Origin of the sequence: Pseudoclavibacter sp. VKM Ac-2867, from assembly GCF_015351275.1 — a bacterium.
In the GTDB taxonomy this organism is placed as follows: Bacteria; Actinomycetota; Actinomycetes; order Actinomycetales; family Microbacteriaceae; genus Pseudoclavibacter.
In genome coordinates, this window is record NZ_JADKSL010000001.1 from 273,097 (window position 1) to 289,471 (window position 16,375).

The 16,375-nt window shown below is 69.0% G+C and carries 14 protein-coding genes; 9 read left to right on the forward strand and 5 right to left on the reverse strand.

What is annotated here, in order from left to right; genetic code table 11:
• Window positions 1–264: 264 nt before the first annotated feature.
• Together ITJ67_RS01210 and kduI are read right to left on the reverse strand one after the other, a co-directional pair.
• A complete protein-coding gene (locus ITJ67_RS01210) occupies window positions 265–1,038 on the reverse strand; it encodes an IclR family transcriptional regulator (protein ID WP_194676486.1) in 774 nt (257 codons plus the stop codon).
• A 26-nt stretch (window positions 1,039–1,064) separates the two neighbouring features.
• Window positions 1,065–1,898, reverse strand: a complete 834-nt coding sequence (gene kduI / locus ITJ67_RS01215) for a 5-dehydro-4-deoxy-D-glucuronate isomerase (protein WP_194676487.1) — start codon at window positions 1,896–1,898, stop codon at window positions 1,065–1,067.
• Between the two features lie 96 nt (window positions 1,899–1,994).
• Here kduI and ITJ67_RS01220 point away from each other — a divergent pair, with 96 nt between their 5' ends.
• The 4 genes from ITJ67_RS01220 to ITJ67_RS01235 all read left to right on the forward strand — a co-directional run bounded on the left by ITJ67_RS01220 (window position 1,995) and on the right by ITJ67_RS01235 (window position 6,201).
• Window positions 1,995–2,744, forward strand: coding sequence for an SDR family oxidoreductase (locus ITJ67_RS01220; protein ID WP_194676488.1), 750 nt, complete (start codon window positions 1,995–1,997; stop codon window positions 2,742–2,744).
• Complete coding sequence (locus tag ITJ67_RS01225) at window positions 2,741–3,382, forward strand: bifunctional 4-hydroxy-2-oxoglutarate aldolase/2-dehydro-3-deoxy-phosphogluconate aldolase (RefSeq protein ID WP_228502156.1); 642 nt, start codon at window positions 2,741–2,743, stop codon at window positions 3,380–3,382. The genes ITJ67_RS01220 and ITJ67_RS01225 overlap by 4 nt, the downstream gene beginning before the upstream one ends.
• Window positions 3,379–4,326 (forward strand): sugar kinase, encoded by a 948-nt coding sequence (locus tag ITJ67_RS01230; RefSeq protein WP_194676490.1) that lies wholly within the window; start codon window positions 3,379–3,381, stop codon window positions 4,324–4,326. The genes ITJ67_RS01225 and ITJ67_RS01230 overlap by 4 nt, the downstream gene beginning before the upstream one ends.
• A 63-nt stretch (window positions 4,327–4,389) precedes the next feature.
• A complete protein-coding gene (locus tag ITJ67_RS01235; RefSeq protein ID WP_194676491.1) occupies window positions 4,390–6,201 on the forward strand; it encodes a glycoside hydrolase family 35 protein in 1,812 nt (603 codons plus the stop codon).
• A gap of 161 nt (window positions 6,202–6,362) precedes the next feature.
• Here the strand turns inward: ITJ67_RS01235 and ITJ67_RS01240 are convergent, their stop codons facing one another.
• On the reverse strand, window positions 6,363–9,251 hold the full coding sequence (locus ITJ67_RS01240) for a glycoside hydrolase family 32 protein (protein ID WP_194676492.1): 2,889 nt from the start codon (window positions 9,249–9,251) through the stop codon (window positions 6,363–6,365).
• A gap of 149 nt (window positions 9,252–9,400) precedes the next feature.
• The gene (locus ITJ67_RS01245; protein WP_323741350.1) at window positions 9,401–10,453 is read right to left on the reverse strand and encodes a LacI family DNA-binding transcriptional regulator; all 1,053 of its coding nucleotides are present in this window, start codon (window positions 10,451–10,453) and stop codon (window positions 9,401–9,403) included.
• Between the two features lie 101 nt (window positions 10,454–10,554).
• Between ITJ67_RS01245 and ITJ67_RS01250 the strand changes: the two genes are divergently transcribed.
• The 5 genes from ITJ67_RS01250 (at window position 10,555) to ITJ67_RS01270 (ending at window position 14,885) form a co-directional block, all read left to right on the forward strand.
• Window positions 10,555–11,664, forward strand: a complete 1,110-nt coding sequence (locus tag ITJ67_RS01250; RefSeq protein ID WP_194676493.1) for a substrate-binding domain-containing protein — start codon at window positions 10,555–10,557, stop codon at window positions 11,662–11,664.
• Window positions 11,665–11,730: 66 nt separating this feature from the next.
• Window positions 11,731–12,765: an ABC transporter permease gene (locus tag ITJ67_RS01255; protein WP_104332576.1), complete on the forward strand. Its 1,035-nt coding sequence runs from the start codon at window positions 11,731–11,733 to the stop codon at window positions 12,763–12,765.
• Window positions 12,762–13,562: an ATP-binding cassette domain-containing protein gene (locus ITJ67_RS01260; RefSeq protein ID WP_104305877.1), complete on the forward strand. Its 801-nt coding sequence runs from the start codon at window positions 12,762–12,764 to the stop codon at window positions 13,560–13,562. The genes ITJ67_RS01255 and ITJ67_RS01260 overlap by 4 nt, the downstream gene beginning before the upstream one ends.
• Window positions 13,555–13,884: a putative quinol monooxygenase gene (locus ITJ67_RS01265; protein WP_160071061.1), complete on the forward strand. Its 330-nt coding sequence runs from the start codon at window positions 13,555–13,557 to the stop codon at window positions 13,882–13,884. Before ITJ67_RS01260 ends, ITJ67_RS01265 begins: the two co-directional genes overlap by 8 nt.
• A gap of 32 nt (window positions 13,885–13,916) precedes the next feature.
• Entirely contained in the window at window positions 13,917–14,885 is a 969-nt protein-coding gene (locus tag ITJ67_RS01270) for a PfkB family carbohydrate kinase (protein ID WP_323741351.1), read from the forward strand.
• A 19-nt stretch (window positions 14,886–14,904) separates the two neighbouring features.
• Here ITJ67_RS01270 and ITJ67_RS01275 read toward each other — a convergent pair whose 3' ends face one another.
• Window positions 14,905–16,350: a glycoside hydrolase family 32 protein gene (locus ITJ67_RS01275; protein ID WP_194676495.1), complete on the reverse strand. Its 1,446-nt coding sequence runs from the start codon at window positions 16,348–16,350 to the stop codon at window positions 14,905–14,907.
• Window positions 16,351–16,375 lie beyond the last annotated feature (25 nt).

Consider the following 16,375-nt stretch of genomic DNA (forward strand, 5'->3'; position numbering starts at 1 on the left):
CCAACATCAGTGCAGAAACGGCGACATCAGCTGCGGGAACCGTGTCAGCGACGAAGTTTGCACTGAAGTTGGTCAGGGGTGCCGGATGTCGCCGCCGGAGCGCACACCGACGGCGGACTGGCGCACGGAGCCGTCGCGGCAAGAACGGTGTCCAACATCAGTGCAGAAACGGCGACATCAGCTGCGGGAACCGTGTCAGCGACGAAGTTTGCACTGAAGTTGGTCAGGCGCCAGCGGCGATCGCCGAGAATTGGCGGCTTGGCTCTACGCCCCGGGGGCCCCGAGCTCGCGGGAGATGCGGTCGGCTGCCGCGATCGCGGCGGGCGCGAGCGCCTCGATGCTGAGGCCCGGGTACTCGAGCTCGATCGAGGACACCGAGAGGCCGTGCGTCACGGCGCCGGTGTGGTCGCGGATGGGCGCAGAGACGCACACGGTGCCCGTCTCGTTCTCGCCCAGGTCCGTCGAGTAGCCGCGCTCGCGGACGCGGGCGAGCTCCTCGTGCAGCAGGCCGAGATCGGTGATCGTGAGGTCGGTGCGCCGCGGCAGGCCGACGCGCGCGGCAAGCGCATCCACTCGCTCCGGCGCCCAGTCGGCGAGCACGACCTTGCCCATGCCGGAGCTGTGCAGGGGCACGCCGAGGCCGACGCGCGAGCGCATGCGGTACGGCTTCGCCGAGTCGCGACGGATGAGGTAGACCATCTCGCTCTCCGTCGCGACGCCTACGTGGATGGTGCAGTCGACGGAGGCGGCGAGCTCGTCGACGATGGGGCCCGCGACCTGCGAGATGTCGACGCTCGCGAGCGCCCGGCCCGCGAGGGCGAGCAGGTTGGGGCCGGCCCGGTAGCCCTGCTCGGAGTTGCCCCCGAGGTAGTGCTGCGCGACGAGGGTGCCCAGGATGCGGTGGACGGTCGCCTTCGCGAGTCCGGCTTCGGCGACGATGTCCGTGAAGCGCGGATGCGCGAGGGCCGCCGCGAGCACAAGCAGCGTCTTCTCGCTTGCGCCCGCAGGCGGGGTCGGCGACTGGCCTGCGTCGTCCATCCTGACCACCCTCGTTGTTGGAGTCGTCACCGCATCGCGGTGATCGGGACAGAGTCCATGTCGTCGAACGACTGGTTCTCGCCGGCCATCGCCCACACGAACGAGTAGCTGGAAGATCCTACTCCGGAGTGCAGTGACCAGCTCGGGGAGAGCACGACGTCGCCGTTCGCGACCATGAGGTGGCGCGTCTCCTTGGGGTCGCCCATGAGGTGCACGACCCGCTGGTCCTCTTCGAGGTCGAAGTAGTGGTACACCTCGGTGCGACGGTCGTGTGTGTGCGCTGGCATGGTGTTCCACATGCTGCCGGCGTGGAGGCTCGTGACGCCCATGACGATCTGGCAGCTCTTGACGCCGTTCTCGTGGATGCACTGGCGCAGCGTGCGACGGTTCGACGTGACCTGGTCGCCGAGCTCGCGGATCGTGCCCTCTTCGGGGGTGACGAGGGTGTTCGGGTAGGCCGTGTGCGCGGGGGCGCTGAAGCCATAGAACTTGGCGGGGTCTGCGGCGTCGTTGCTCTCGAAGGTGACCTCGACGGTGCCGCGGCCGAGGTAGAGCACGGCGGTCTTCGCGAGCTCGTAGCGCTCGCCGTCGGCGACGACGACGCCGGCGCCGCCCGTGTTGACGATGCCGAGCTCGCGGCGGTCGAGGAAGTTCTCGCTGCGCAGCTCGTCGACGGTCTCGAGCGTGAGGGGGCTGTCGGTGGGGACGGCGCCGACGGTGACGACGCGGTCGAAGTGCGTCGCGACGACGCGGATCTCACCTGGCGTGAGGAGCTGCTCGACGAGGTAGCGGTCACGGAGCGCCTGCTGGTCGAGGGTGGGGATGTCTTCCGGGCGACCCGGGCGGTACTGCTGAGACAAGGGAGTTCCTCTCGTGATTCGTTCGTGGCACGTCTATAGTAGGTGAATGAAACCGAGTTCCGCCAGGTGGACCTGGCCTCACGCGAAAGGGTCGCTATGACCAGCTTCGACCTCACTGGAAAGACCGCGGTTGTCACCGGCGCCCGCCGCGGCATCGGCCTCGGCATCGCCACGGCACTCGCCGAGGCAGGGGCGGACATCATCGCCGCGTCCTCCCAGCAGGAAGCCGACGGCGGCGAAGTCGGGGCACGTGTCCGCTCGCTCGGCCGCAGCTTCGAGGGGCACGGCGTCGACTTCACCGACCGCGCCGCCGTAGAGCAGTTCGGCGCATCCGTGAAGCACGCCGACATCCTTGTCAACAACGCGGGCACCATCCGCCGCGCGCCCGCAGCCGAGCACTCCCTCGACTGGTGGGACGAGGTCATCCAGGTGAACCTCTCGAGCCAGTTCGTGCTCAGCCAGATCGTCGGCGCGGCCATGGTCGAGCGCGGCGACGGACGCATCATCTTCACCGCGAGCCTGCTCAGCTTCCAGGGCGGCATCAACGTGCCCGGGTACACGGCGTCGAAGTCGGCCATCGCGGGCCTCGTCCACGCCCTCAGCAACGAGTGGGCATCCCGCGGCGTGACCGTCAACGCGATCGCCCCCGGCTACATCGCGACCGACAACACCGAGGCGCTGCGCGAAGACAGCGACCGCTCGCGCTCCATCCTCGAGCGCATCCCCGCGGGCCGCTGGGGCGAGGCTGAAGACCTCGGCGGTGCCGCCGTGTTCCTCGCGAGCCCGGCCGCCTCCTACGTCACGGGCGTCGTCCTCCCCGTCGACGGCGGATGGCTCGCACGATGAGCGCCCTGTTCGAGGGCCACTCCGTCGTTCCCCTCTCCACGCCGAGCACGCAGGCGCAGGCCGAGGCGCTCGCCGACGGTCTCGTCGCGGGCGGCATCGGCATCGTCGAGATCGCGCTGCGCGGCGACGGGGCACTGGATGCGCTGCGCCACATCGCGGGACGCCCCGACCTCATCGTGGGTGCTGGCACCGTGCTCGACACCGAGCAGGCCAAGCAGGCGCTGGATGCGGGGGCGCAGTTCCTCGTCTCGCCCGGCCTGTCGGCGGAGGTCGTCCGAGTCGCGCAGCACGCAGACGTTCCGATCCTCCCCGGAACGCTCACGCCGAGCGACATCACGGCGGCCCGCGACCTCGGACTGTCGCAGCTCAAGCTCTTCCCGGCCGGCAACTTCGGCGGGCTGTCCCTGCTCAGCACGTACGCCTCCGTGTTCCGCGGCATCACGTTCATGCCGAGCGGCGGCATCAGCCTCGCCAACCTCGCCGAGCACCTCGAGCATCCGGCGGTCTTCGCGGCGAGCGGAAGCTGGCTCGGCAGCTCGAAGCTGCTCGACGAGGGCGCAGACGCGGTCGCCGAGGCAGCCAGCGCGGCAGCCGACATCGCGACCCGCGTGAGCGCCGCCAAGGTCGGCCGCACGTGAGCGGCATCGTCACGATCGGCGAGGCGCTTGGGCTGGTGATCGCGCGCCGGACCGGTGGCTTCGACCTGCAGTCCGACGCGGAGATGAGCTTCGGCGGCGCAGAGAGCAACGTCGCCATCGCCGCCGCCCGACTCGGCGTCGAGGCCGCGTGGATCGGTCGGGTCGGCGATGACGCCGTCGGCAGACGCATCCTCCGTGCCCTCAGGGCCGAACAGGTGCAGCTGCACGAGACGGTCGACGCGGATGCACCCACCGCGATCATGCTCAAGGACCGGCCCCGCCCGGGCCGCAGCCGCGTCACCTACTACCGCGGCGGACTCGCCGGCAGCCGCATCACACCGGCCGACGTCCCGAGCGAGGCCATCGTGGGCGCCCAGGTCCTGCACGTCACGGGCATCAGCCTCGCCCTCAGCGACAGCGCCGCCGAGACGGTGCTGAGCGCCGTCCGCCTCGCTCGCGAGCACGGCGTGATCGTGTCGTTCGACGTCAACCACCGCAGCAAGCTGTGGTCGGCTGAGGCCGCGGCTCCTCGCTATCGCGAGCTCGCCGCGCTCAGCGACGTCGTCTTCGCCGGAGACGACGAGGCCGCCATGCTCGTCGGCGAGGCGTCCCCGTTCGAGCAGGCTCGAGCCCTGCAGTCCCTCGGGCCCAGGCAGGCCGTCATCAAGCGCGGCGAGCACGGCGCGTCCGGCATCGACGGCGACCTCGAGGTCGAGGTGCCGGCCTTCGCGGTCGACGTCGTCGACACGGTCGGCGCCGGCGATGCCTTCGCCGCCGGATACCTCGTCGAGCTCACCCGCGCGGCACCCCTGGAACAGCGCATGCTGACGGCCGCCGCGTGCGGAGCGAGCGCCTGCCGCAGCGACGGCGACTGGGAGTCGCTGCCGAGCTGGGGTGAGCTGCGCGAGCTCGTGGACGGCGTCGGCGACGCCGTCCAACGCTGAGCCACCCCAGTTCCCAGAAACACCCCCGATGTCAGCGAAGACAGAAGACTGGAGTCTGCTCACATGACCTTCGAGATCGGCGAAGAGCACTTCCTCCTCGACGGCGAACCCCACCGCGTGCTCTCCGGGGCGCTGCACTACTTCCGCGTGCATCCCGAGCAGTGGGCCGACCGCATCCACAAGGCCAAGCTCATGGGCCTCAACACGATCGAGACCTACGTCGCCTGGAACGCCCACGAGCCCCGCAAGGGGGAGTGGGATGCGACCGGCTGGAACGACCTCGGCCGGTTCCTCGACCTGATCGCGGCCGAAGGGATGCATGCCATCGTGCGCCCTGGCCCCTACATCTGCGCGGAATGGCACAACGGCGGGCTCCCGACCTGGCTCACCGCGCTGCCCGGAGTCGGGCTTCGACGCTCGGAGCCCACGTACCTGCACGAGGTCGAGACCTACCTGCGGCGGGTCTACGACATCGTCGCGCCGCGGCAGATCGACGTCGGCGGCCCCGTGGTGCTCGTGCAGATCGAGAACGAGTACGGCGCCTACGGCAACGACACCGCCTACCTCGAGCGGCTCGTCGAGGTCACCCGTGAGGCCGGCATCACGGTGCCGCTCACGACGATCGACCAGCCCACCGACCAGATGCTGAGCGACGGCAGCGTCGACGGCGTGCACCTCACCGGCTCCTTCGGGTCTCGCGCCGACGAGCGCCTCGCCACCCTGCGACGCCACCAGCCGACCGGCCCGCTCATGTGCGCCGAGTTCTGGGACGGCTGGTTCGACTGGTGGGGCGCCTTCCACCACACGACGAGCGTCGAGGATGCGGCGCGCGAGCTCGACGCGCTGCTCGCCGCCGGCGCCTCCGTGAACTTCTACATGGTCCACGGCGGCACCAACTTCGGCCTCACCAACGGCGCGAACCACAAGGGCAGGTACCTGCCCATCGCGACGTCCTACGACTACGACGCCCCGCTCGACGAGGCCGGGAACCCCACCCCGAAGTTCTTCGCGTTCAGGGACGTCATCGCGAAGTACGCCGACGTGCCGGCGGAGACCCCCGCGCTCGCGGTCCCAGCCCCAGAGCTCGAGGTGCCGCTCTCCATCGTGGCTCCGGATGCGTGGCTCCCGCCAGTCAGCCGCGAACGCCACACGGTGCCCCCGACCTTCGACGCACTGCAGCACCTGAGCGCACTGGTCGCCTACGCGGCCGAGCTGCCGAGCACATCCGCACCCCGCCTGCTGGAGTTCGAGGAAGTACGCGACTTCGCGTGGCTCTCCATCGACGGCGTCCCCTTCGGCGCGCTGTCGCGCACCCTCCACGAGACATCGATCGTCGTGCCCGCCGGCACGCGCCTGCGCGTGCTCGTGGAGGAGCAGGGTCGCGTCAACTACGCCGAACGCATCGGCGAGGAGAAGGGCATCATCGGCACGCCGCTCCTCGACGGGGCTCCCGTCGAGGGCTGGACGGCGACGCCCATCGACGTTGCAGAGGCCGGAGCCGCGATCGGTTCGGCCGTCGCCAGTGCATCCCGTGCTGGTGGTGCTTCCGCTGCTGCCGTCGGCACCGCCGGCACATCCGCGCCACTGGCTCATCCCGACACGCCGCTCGGACTCACAGGGTTTCGCGGCGAGTTCGAGCTCGAAGCGCCCAGCGACCTCTACCTCGACACGGCCAAGTGGGGCAAGGGGTACGCCCTGGTCAACGGCTTCCTGCTCGGGCGCTATTGGCGCAGCGGACCGCAGCAGACGCTCTACGTGCCGGGCTCGGTGCTCCGCGCCGGCGTCAACACGGTCGCGATCGTCGAGCTTGAGGTGACGGCGTCCCCCATCGCTCGCTTCGTCGCTCAGGCCACGCTCGGCCCCCTCGAGGAGTAACCCGCGCCTCCGCGCCGCGCCCGCACACCCGCCGGCCCCTGCGCCCGCCCCATCTCCGACGCTGCCCGGCGTTTCGCCCTCTGAGAGTGGTCTCAGAGGGCGAAACGCCGGGCAGCGATCGGCGATCAGGCCCCTAGTCCCGCGTCGCCGGGAGGCTCTTGCTACTGACGTCGGCGACCGAGTCGTCGAGCACCCAGTACCGCTCCTCCGCCGACAAGCGCCAGGCCGAAGAGGACAGCAGCCAGGGGGAAGTCCGCACCGGTCGACGCCAGCCCCTCCGGAGTCGACGTCCCGGTCTCCGAACCACCCTGAGGCGTGGATGTGGGCATGGATGTGGGTGCAGCTGACGGCGAGGAAGTGGCGCTCGCGGTCGGGGCTGCCGTGGCCGTCGCGGTCGGCGGGGTGGCGACGCCGGGCTCCTGCCACATCGTCGGCGTGACCGGCGTGACGGTGATGCTGCGCAGCGTCGCTGCTCCGCCCTCGGACCAGGCGGTGATGGCGTCTGCGCCCTCGTTCGGGAACACCTGGTCGGTGATGGTCACCATCCCGTCCGCCGTGAAGAGCTCGACGGATGCGCGATCCAGGTAGAGGGAGAAGGTGACCGAGCCGTCGTCGTCGAGGGCGACCGGCGCATCCTCCACCGATGCGAAGGCGGGGTGGAAGTCGACGTTGCCGGAGTTCGTCCGGTCGACGAACAGGCGTCCCTGTGAGGTGTCGTAGCCGATGCGGGTTCCCGACTCGGCGTCCCCGAAGACCGTGATTCCCGCCCGCTGCGCCTCGCCCGGTTCCAGGGTCACGTCGAGTTTCACGACGTCTCCCGAGAGTCCGAGATCCACCGCCCCATCGAGGGCGACGTCCGTGCGCGTGGCCGCGCCTGCAACGTCGAGCTGCTCATCGACCTGGGGGACGACCTGCTGCTTGAGGCGCGGTCCCGCTGGAGTCGAAGTCAGGACGACCTCGCGCGGGAGCGTCATCGAGCTGCGCCACGTCGAAGTGGGGATGTCGTTGGCGTAGTCCCAGTTGTTCATCCAGCCCTGCATGATCCGACTCCCCTCCGGGGTGCCGAAGTACGAGACCGTCGCGTAGTAGTCGCGGCCCCAGTCGAGCCAGTCGTAGCTCTCGAGTGTGGAGGGGACGCTCGTGTCGGCGAACATGATCTGGTCCAGCATCAGGTGACCCCAGCCCGACCTGTTCTGGTCGACCGCCTGAATCGTGGCCTGCTGGCCGCGGAGGTCGGAGACATCCCAGCTCGACCAGTCGAGCGTCTCGCTGTTCCTGCCGGTGGCCGTGCGCACGACTTCGCCGTCGATGATGAGGTTGACCGCGGTCTCCTCCGAGCGCAGCTGCGAGGGCTCGTCGCCGATCACGAGGTGGTCGAAGGTGAGGTGCCCCCAGCCGCCTGTCGCCTCGTCTCGAACGCGGAGCTGCGCATCCTTGCCGACGAACTCGCTGATGTCCCACGACTGCCACGTCATCTGCCCGGCGTTGGCCCCGGTCTGCGTGCGCACGACGCTGCCGTCGACGAGCAGCTCGACCTGGAGGGTGCCGTCGCTGCGGTTGCCTCCGCCGATGAGGAAGGAAGCGAAATCCCCGTCGAGAGTAAACGAGGGCGACGTGATCGTGCCCGTGTTGTCGTCTCCGAGCGGTCCGCCCTCCCACGTGTTGACGCGCTTGTCGCCGAGCGCGTACTCGCCGCTCGTCTTCGAGGGGCTGCGTGCCGGGTCGAGGGCGAAGTCGCCCGTCGCCTCCCAGCCTGAGCCGAGGAGGTTCTCGCCATCGGCGAGCTCGAAGTCGAAGAGGGTGGTGCCCGTCGGCGGTTCGTTGCCGAGCTGCGAGCCGTCCACGTACGGGTGGTTGCCTCCGCCGACGAGCAGGTTGATGACGTCGGACTCGATCGTGAACTGCGGGGACTCGAGGGAGCCCACCGGCCAGTCTCCACCGTGGAAGCCGTTGGCGAAGCCGGCTCCGATGGCCCCCTTGACGGGGCCCTGGCCCGGCAGCGTCCCGGCCGCCGGCGCAAGCCCCCACGGCCCGTCCGCCTCGTTCCCAGCCTCGTTGGTGACGGTCCACCCGCTGAAGTCTCCGCCGTCGAAGGTCGCGAACGGGGTTCCCTCTACCGTGGTGCCTGGCTCGACCGTGGTCTCGCTCGTGAACTCGACGCCGTCGAAGTCGCCGACGAAGTACTGGCCCCCGCTGCCGCCAGCCACAGCCCCCGGGTTGAGATTGACGACCATGACCCATTTCGTCTCGTCCGGGTTGCCGTCGACGGGCAGCTCGAAGAGTTCCGGGCACTCCCAGATGCCCTCCGTCGAGTTCGCGGGTCCGAACTCAGAGAGGTGCTCCCAGGAGCGCAGGTCGGTGCTCTTCGCGAGGATCACCTTGTGGTCGACCGCCTCGACGGCAGCCATGACCCAGTACGCGCCGGCCGGACCGTCGTACCAGAGGACCTTCGGGTCTCGGAAGTTGGCGGAGTCGCGGTCGTAGACCGGGTTGCCCTCGTGCTTCGTCCAGGTGTACCCGCCGTCGCTGCTGTAGGCGAGCGATTGGGCCTGGATCCCGGGGTGAGTCGGGTGATCCTGCGTGTACGCACTCGTGTAGATGGCGACGAGCGGGGGCTTGTCTCCGGTGCCGAAACCGGAGCTGTTGGTCTCGTCGACGACGATCGATCCGGAGAAGATGTCCTCGATCGCGACTCCGGAATCGTCGAAGGTCTGGGGGAGTGCGAGCGGCTGCTCCTCCCAGCGCATGAGGTCGGTGGAGGTTGCGTGGCCCCAGCTCATGTTCCCCCAGCGTGTGCCCTCCGGGTTGTGCTGGTAGTAGAGGTGATAGACGCCGTCGACGTACACCATGCCGTTGGGGTCGTTCATCCAGTTCTTCTCGGGGGAGAAGTGGAACTGCGGGCGGAACTGCTCCTGCCCTGCCTCGGCCGGTTCCTCGGCGGTGGCCGTGGTGGCTGTCCCGGTGAGGACGGCGAACGCGATGCTGGTCGCTGCCAGCGCGGCGAGAGTCTTCCGCGTCCTTCTCGGGTGTCTCGGTGACGTCGATGTCATGGATTCGCTCGATTTCTTCTCAGTGCGTCGAATGCAACGGACTGGACTGACAACGATGTCAGTCCATTCCGAGCGATGCTAGAGACTGTCCACCGGACAAATCAAGAGCTGAGTGGTGTCGACCTCGACGGCAGGGGGTGAGGGTCTCGTCAGGAGGCGGGGGCGAGGATCTCGCCGCTGCCGCGCTCGATGAGGCGGGTTGGGACGGTGACGCGCTGGGCGGGGCCACGGTCGCCGCCGAGGCGGTCGAAGAGCAGCTCGGCTGCGCGCTGCCCGATCTGCTGCGGGTCCTGGGCGATCACGGTGACGCCGGGAACCAGCAGGTCTGCAAGCGGGATGTCATCGAAGCCGACCAGCGCGATTTCGTTCTGCAGGCCCCGCTCCCGGAGGGCTCGCAGGGCCCCGATGGTGACGAGGTTCTGGGAGCTGAAGACCGCTGTCGGGGGCGTTTCGGAGTCGAGCAGTCGGCCGAGTGCCGCGCGCGAGGTCTCTTCGTCGTGGAGCTCCGTGACGATCGTGGCGAGCCGTGTGGGGATGCCGGCCTCACCCAGGGCTTCGAGGAAGCCTCGACGGCGCTCTTCGGCCGTCTGGATCGAGAGGCGGTCGGTGAGGAGCGCGATCCGCTGGTGGCCGTGGTTGATCAGGTGTGCCGTCGCCCGCGCTGCCGCCGCCTGGTTGTCGCTCGAGACGGCATCGAGGTCGAGTCCCGGGGGAACGCGGTCGACGAACACGGCCGGGATGTCCCGGTCGCGGAGGGTGGTGAGGTAGGTGGGCTGCTGGGTCGTCGTGAGGATCAGGCCGTCCACGCGCCGTCGCATGAATGCGCTGACGGCGCCCTCCTCGCGAGTGGCGTCGTCGTCGAGCGACGATGCGAACACGGCCACGCTGTGGTGCAGTGCCGCGTCCTCGACAGCCCGGTGGATCGCGGCTGCGAACGGGTTGTCGACGCTGCCGACGAGGAGGCCGATCGTCCGGCTCCGTCCGTCGGCTCTCCTGAGGTTTCCGGCGGCGAGGTCTACGTGATAGTTCAGGGCCCTGACGGCGTTCCACACTCGCTCGGTGGTGGTCGCGGACACGTTCGGCTCGTTGTTCACGACGCGGGAGACGGTCTTCACCCCGACCCCTGCGAGGGAGGCGACCTGCTTCATGGTCGTGCGCGAGCGCCCGCTCGCCGGGTCGTCTCGCCGGGGTGCTGTTGTCACGATCGACCTTTCTTTCGACGGCCCGTTGACTCTACTCGGCGCATGGAGTACAAACGTGGTTGACAACGTTGTCAATCAACGCAGACGATCAGGGGAATTCAATGAAGAACCGCAATCCAATCGCTCGAAAGCCATTTCTCGCCGCCTCCTCGGTGCTCGCCATCGCAGCGCTGACGCTGACGGGATGCGCCGGGGCCGACCAGGCCGCGCAGGGTGGGGGAGAGGGCGACATCGGCGTCTCGCTCATCGTCAAGACCAACTCGAACCCGTTCTTCATCGCGATGCAGGACGGCGCGCAGACGGCAGCGGATGCGAACGGGGTGACGCTCACCCTCGCGGCAGGCAAGGAGGACGGCGACGAGGACACGCAGATCCAGGCCATCGAAGCGGCCATCTCCAAGGGCGACGCGGGAATCCTCATCACCCCGAACGGGCCTGCCGTGCTCGACGCGGTCCAGAAGGCTCGCGACGCCGGCCTGTTCGTCATCGCCCTCGACACGGTGCCGGACCCGGCGGACTCCGTCGACATCACCTTCGCGACCGACAACTTCCTCGCTGGGCAGTACGTCGGCGAGTGGGCAGCGGACTCGCTTGCGGGCAAGGAGGCCGTCATCGGCCTCATCGACCTCTTCGACGACAAGGCGGTCTCGGTCGACTACAACCGAAACCAGGGGTTCCTCCAGGGCATGGGTATCGAGCTCGGCAGTGACACGGTGAACGGCGACGAAGCCCCGCAGGGGAACTACTCCGGCGGACAGGGCGGCAAGTACACCATCGTCGGGAACGAGGCATCCCAGGGTGCCGAGGACGGTGGGCGCACGGCGATGGAGAACCTCCTTGCCAAGAACCCGGACATCAACGTCGTCTACACGATCAACGAACCCGCCGCATACGGCGCCTACCAGGCGCTCGAGGCCGCGGGCAAGAGCAAGGACGATGTGACGATCGTCTCGATCGACGGCGGATGCGCCGGTGTCGGCCAGGTCGCCGACGGCATCATCGACGCCACGAGCCAGCAGTACCCGGTGAAGATGGCGGAGCTCGGCGTCGAGGCGATCGCCGAGCTCGTCGGAACGGGCAGCACCCCGGAGACCAGCGAAGGCCTGGACTTCTTCAACACGGGTGTCTCACTGGTGACTGACCAGCCCGCTGACGGCGTCGAATCCATCGACACGACCGAGGGCGCGGAGCTCTGCTGGGGCACGAAGTAGTCCAGCACCCGTCGCGACAGCCGCACGGCACCGCGACGCCTCTCGCCACTGCAAGGAAGTGAACTCGTGACTCAGACCTCTCCTCCCACCTCATCCCTCGACCTCGCCGCCGAATTCCTCGACCGGCGGACCCCGCTCGATCGGGTCCGCGGTGTCCTGCACCGCTATCCGGCCATCAGCCCGGCCGTCGTGCTCGTGATCGCCATCATCGTCTTCGGGACGATCAACCCCAGGTTCTTCGCCCCGGGGAACCTGTCGCTCATCCTCGACCAGGTCTCCGTCGTGGGCACGGTCGCCATCGCGCAGACGCTCATCATCCTGACCGCAGGCATCGACCTGTCGGTCGGGGCGGCCATGATCCTGGCGTCGATGGTCACCGCGCAGACCGCGGTCCACAACGGGTTCCCGGCCCCTCTGGCGCTGCTCGCGGGCCTGCTCGCCGCGCTGGCCGCCGGCACCCTCAACGGATTCCTGGTCACGAGGGTCAAGCTGCCGCCCTTCATCGCGACACTCGGCACGCTGAACGTCTTCGTCGCGCTGACGCTGCTTTACAGCGGCGGGCAGACGATCCGCAAGGCGGAGATGCCAGAGCTGCTCACGTGGACGGCCACCGCGTTCCCGGTCGGCGACGTCATGCTCACCGTCGGCGTCATCATCATGTTCGCGCTCTACGTGCTCGTCGCCTATGTGCTCGGGCGAACCGCGTGGGGGAGGCACGTCTACGCGGTCGGCGACGATGCCGAGGCCGCGCGACTGGCCGGCATCTCCACGACGAAGGTGCTCATGAGCGTCTACGTCGTCGCTGGTGCTGTCCTCGCGGTCGCCGCGTGGATCCAGATCGGACGATCGGGTGCCGCCAGCCCCAATGCCGGCGCCGACCTCAACCTCGACTCGATCACCGCCGTCGTCATCGGCGGAACCTCGCTCTTCGGCGGGCGGGGAATCATCTGGGGAACGCTGCTCGGGGCGATCATCGTGGGCGTCTTCCGAAACGGTCTCTTCCTCGCGGGCGTCGACGGTCTCTATCAGACCCTCGCCATCGGAATTCTCGTCATCGTCGCGGTCTCCGTCGACCAGTGGATCAGGAAGGTACGCAAATGAGCCTCGTAGCAGACGCGGTCGAGCCCACGACAGCACCGAAGGGAGTCCCTGTCCTCGAGGCGAAGCGGCTGGTCAAGACCTTCGGCAAGGTCGTGGGGCTCGATGGGGTGAGCCTTCAGCTGCACGCCGGAGAGGTGCTCGCGATCATCGGCGACAACGGCGCCGGGAAGTCGACGCTCATCAAATGCCTCACCGGCGCCTACGTGCCCGACCAGGGGGAGCTGCTGCTGGACGGCGAGCCGGTCCACTTCAAGCGACCGCAGGATGCACGCGACGCTGGCATCGAGACCGTCTACCAGAACCTCGCGGTGTCGCCTGCGCTCGACGTGGCATCCAACCTCTTCCTCGGCCGCGAACGGCGCAAGCCGGGCATCGCGGGCACAGTGTTCCGTGCCCTCGACACCTCGGGGATGCGCAAGGAAGCCCGCGAGCAGGTCCAGCGCCTCGGCATCTCGACGCTGCAGGACGTCACGGTCGCCGTCGAGAACCTGTCAGGCGGTCAACGGCAGGCGGTTGCGGTCGCCCGGGCGGCGGCGTTCGGATCCAAGGTCGTCGTGCTCGACGAGCCCACGGCGGCGCTGGGCGTCCGGGAGTCGAAGCAGGTGCTCGAGCTCATCGAGCGGCTTCGCGAGCAGGGCGTTCCCGTCATCCTGATCTCACACAACATGCCGCACGTCTTCCAGGTCGCCGACCGGATCCACATCCAACGACTCGGGAAGCGAGCCGCGACCATAACGCCGCAGTCGCACAGCATGACCGACGCCGTCGCGATCATGACGGGCGCCGCTGATGCGTGAGGGCGAGGGCGGCGCATCGGCCGCTGAGCAGACGACGCTCTACGCGGAGTTCACGGCCAGGCCCGGCGCCGAGGCCGCGGTCCTGGAGCTGATCCTCGACTACGCCGAGGTCGTGCGAGCCGAGCCAGGCAATCTGGACTTCCAGGTCTACCGCAGGCAGGAGGCGCCGGCCCGATTCCTGGTCTTCGAGATCTACGAGGACGACGCCGCATTCCAGGCCCACCTGGCGCATCCTGCTGGGCAGGCCTTCAACGAGCGGCTCACCCCGCTCATCGAAGAGGCGCAGAGCGAGCTGAGCTTCCTGCGCTCGACGGGGCGTTGATCGAGATGCGAGGCGCCACAGACACAGCAGACGTGGCGCCCGGGCTATCAACCGCCAGCATCCTCGTCATCGGCGAGGCTCTCGTCGATGTCGTCCACCGGGTGGACGGGAGCATCGATGAGAGCCCAGGGGGCAGCCCCGCGAACGTGGCGCTCGCGCTTGGACGACTCGGCTGCCGTCCCCGCCTGCTGACGCGAATCGGTGACGACCGGCGCGGCGAGAGCGTTCGCGCGTGGCTGCACGCGTCCGGCGTCGAGATTCTGACCGGAGGGGGACCGAGCGTCGGCACCACGTCGACGGCGACCGCATTCCTCGACGAGTCGGGCTCGGCGCACTACGACTTCCAGCTCGACTGGGACGTCCGAGTCGAGGACGCCGTGACTACCGGCATCGTGCATACCGGGTCCATCGCGGCACTGCTCGAGCCGGGGGCACGCGAGGTGCTGCAGGCGATCCGCCGGCTGCGCGAAGGTGCACTTATCACCTACGACCCGAACATCAGGCCTGCACTCCTCGGCGATCACCGCGAGGTCCGTGGGCGAGTCGAGGAGATCGTGGCGCTCGCGGATGTCGTGAAGGCCAGCGACGAGGACCTCGCCTGGCTCTACCCCGGGGAACGCCTCTTCGACGTCGCCAGCGCCTGGCGAGCGATGGGCCCCTCGGTCGTTGTCGTCACCGCAGGGGGCAGCGGTGCCACCGCAGTGACCGAGGCCGGAACGACGGACGTCGCCGCGGCCTCGGTGGCCGTGGCCGACACGGTGGGCGCCGGCGACACGTTCATGTCGGCGATCATCGAGGGCTTGCTCCGGCTCGGCTTCAGGGACGGCGCTGCTCGCGGGGCCCTCCGCCGCCTCGATCGCGGAGACCTGAGCAGCCTGCTGGAGCGAGCGGCCAGGGCGGCGGCGATCACCGTCTCCCGTCCGGGCGCGGACCCGCCCTCATCCGCGGAGCTGGCTGAAGAGCCCCGGCCGCGTGTGCCCGTCGCGGCCGTGCTGGACTGAGCACGCGGGCGCCTGCGCCTCAGCGGACCTCGAGCTCGATGATCTCGAGGTCCGCGAAGGTTGCTGAACCGCCCTCGGCGAGCAGCCGGATGCCGTCGTCGGCTGGCAGCGGGAACACGCGATGCGAGTGCACCTCGAACCCCTCGCCGACGAAGACCTCGATGCTGGACCGGTCGACGAGGATCCGAAGGGGGAGCGATCCCGCCGACGCGTCGATGCTCGTTGTCGTCGCGCCGCCACTCGGGCTCCACGTCTCACCTCGGTCCACGGAGATCGAGGCATCCGCGAAGGACACTCCCACCCCGATGCGCCGAGCACCCCCGCTCGCGCGACGGAGCTCCAGCCCGGCACCGGTGGGTGGCGAGCTCGGGTCCCAGCGCAGTTCGCAGCGCAGCTCGTACGCCACCGCCCGCACCTCGAGGTCCGAGAATCCGGCGACGGCCACAGTCCCCAGCGAATGGCGGCGAGTGGCGTGCTCCAGGAGCGCGGCCGGTGGCTGAGCGCTCAGCGAGTAACCGCTGCCGCGTCGGTGCAGGCGAAGCTCTCGCACGATCATGTCGTCGCCGTTGTACCCGTCGGATACCATCGACGGTGCATTGTGCGGGTAGTCCCAGAAGTTCGCCCAGCCGATGGCGCGGCGCAACGACTCGTCGACGTCTCCGCCCGCGTCGTGCGCGTCGTAGGTGACGGCCCCGTAGAAGTCGAACCCGTGGTCCAGCCACAGCGCCTCCCGCTCGTCGCAGGTGAAGGCCGATCCATCGAACTCGCCGACCCAGTAGGCGTACGTCGCGGGCAGGCCCCTCGCCTTGCCGTTCGCACTCATACCGAGGACCCAGTGGCGCGTGCCGTCGCTCGCGCGCATCCGGAACAGGTCGGGGCATTCGAGGAGGCCGATGCCCTCGATGCGATGCTCGCCGACTCGCCGCCAACCGTGCAGATCAGCCGACACGTAGAAGCCGATCGTGTCACCCTCCGCGTGGAGCATGCACCAGCGCGCACGGTCGTCATCCCAGACGACCTTCGGGTCGCGGAAGTCGACGACCCCGGGGTTCGGGAGGACGGGCTCGGGCGGGCCTGGCGTGAAGGTGCGCCCGCCATCCGTCGAGACCCAGAGGTAGACCGCCTGCACGCCGGCCGGCGCCTGCGTGACCAGCCCGACAACCGCATCACGTCCGTACCCGGCCGTGTTGTGCGCATCGACGACCACGGAGCCCGACCAGCAGTCCCCGTTCCCGTTCGCGAACTTGGGGATCGCCGTGCCCTGATCGCTGAAGCGAACGTGGTCCCGCGTGGTCGCGAGACGCCACGATGTTCCGATCCCGCCTTCGACGTAGTCGTCGTTCGCGAGGTAGTAGTAGAGGTACTCGTCGCCCACGCGGATGGGGCGCTGCGGATCGTTCTTCCACCCGCGGGGCACGCTCACGTGGAACGCGGGACGGAAGGTGGTCGGTGCGGTGCTTGTCATCAGGTTCCCTCTGGGGTGGGTCGGT

Bases quoted from the DNA above. Each gene is read 5' to 3' on its own strand.
- ITJ67_RS01210 (WP_194676486.1), bottom strand. From the start codon at position 1,038: ATGGACGACGCAGGCCAGTCGCCGACCCCGCCTGCGGGCGCAAGCGAG.
- ITJ67_RS01220 (WP_194676488.1), top strand. From the start codon at position 1,995: ATGACCAGCTTCGACCTCACTGGAAAGACCGCGGTTGTCACCGGCGCC.
- ITJ67_RS01225 (WP_228502156.1), top strand. From the start codon at position 2,741: ATGAGCGCCCTGTTCGAGGGCCACTCCGTCGTTCCCCTCTCCACGCCG.
- ITJ67_RS01235 (WP_194676491.1), top strand. From the start codon at position 4,390: ATGACCTTCGAGATCGGCGAAGAGCACTTCCTCCTCGACGGCGAACCC.
- ITJ67_RS01240 (WP_194676492.1), bottom strand. From the start codon at position 9,251: ATGACATCGACGTCACCGAGACACCCGAGAAGGACGCGGAAGACTCTC.
- ITJ67_RS01250 (WP_194676493.1), top strand. From the start codon at position 10,555: ATGAAGAACCGCAATCCAATCGCTCGAAAGCCATTTCTCGCCGCCTCC.
- ITJ67_RS01260 (WP_104305877.1), top strand. From the start codon at position 12,762: ATGAGCCTCGTAGCAGACGCGGTCGAGCCCACGACAGCACCGAAGGGA.
- ITJ67_RS01265 (WP_160071061.1), top strand. From the start codon at position 13,555: ATGCGTGAGGGCGAGGGCGGCGCATCGGCCGCTGAGCAGACGACGCTC.
- ITJ67_RS01275 (WP_194676495.1), bottom strand. From the start codon at position 16,350: ATGACAAGCACCGCACCGACCACCTTCCGTCCCGCGTTCCACGTGAGC.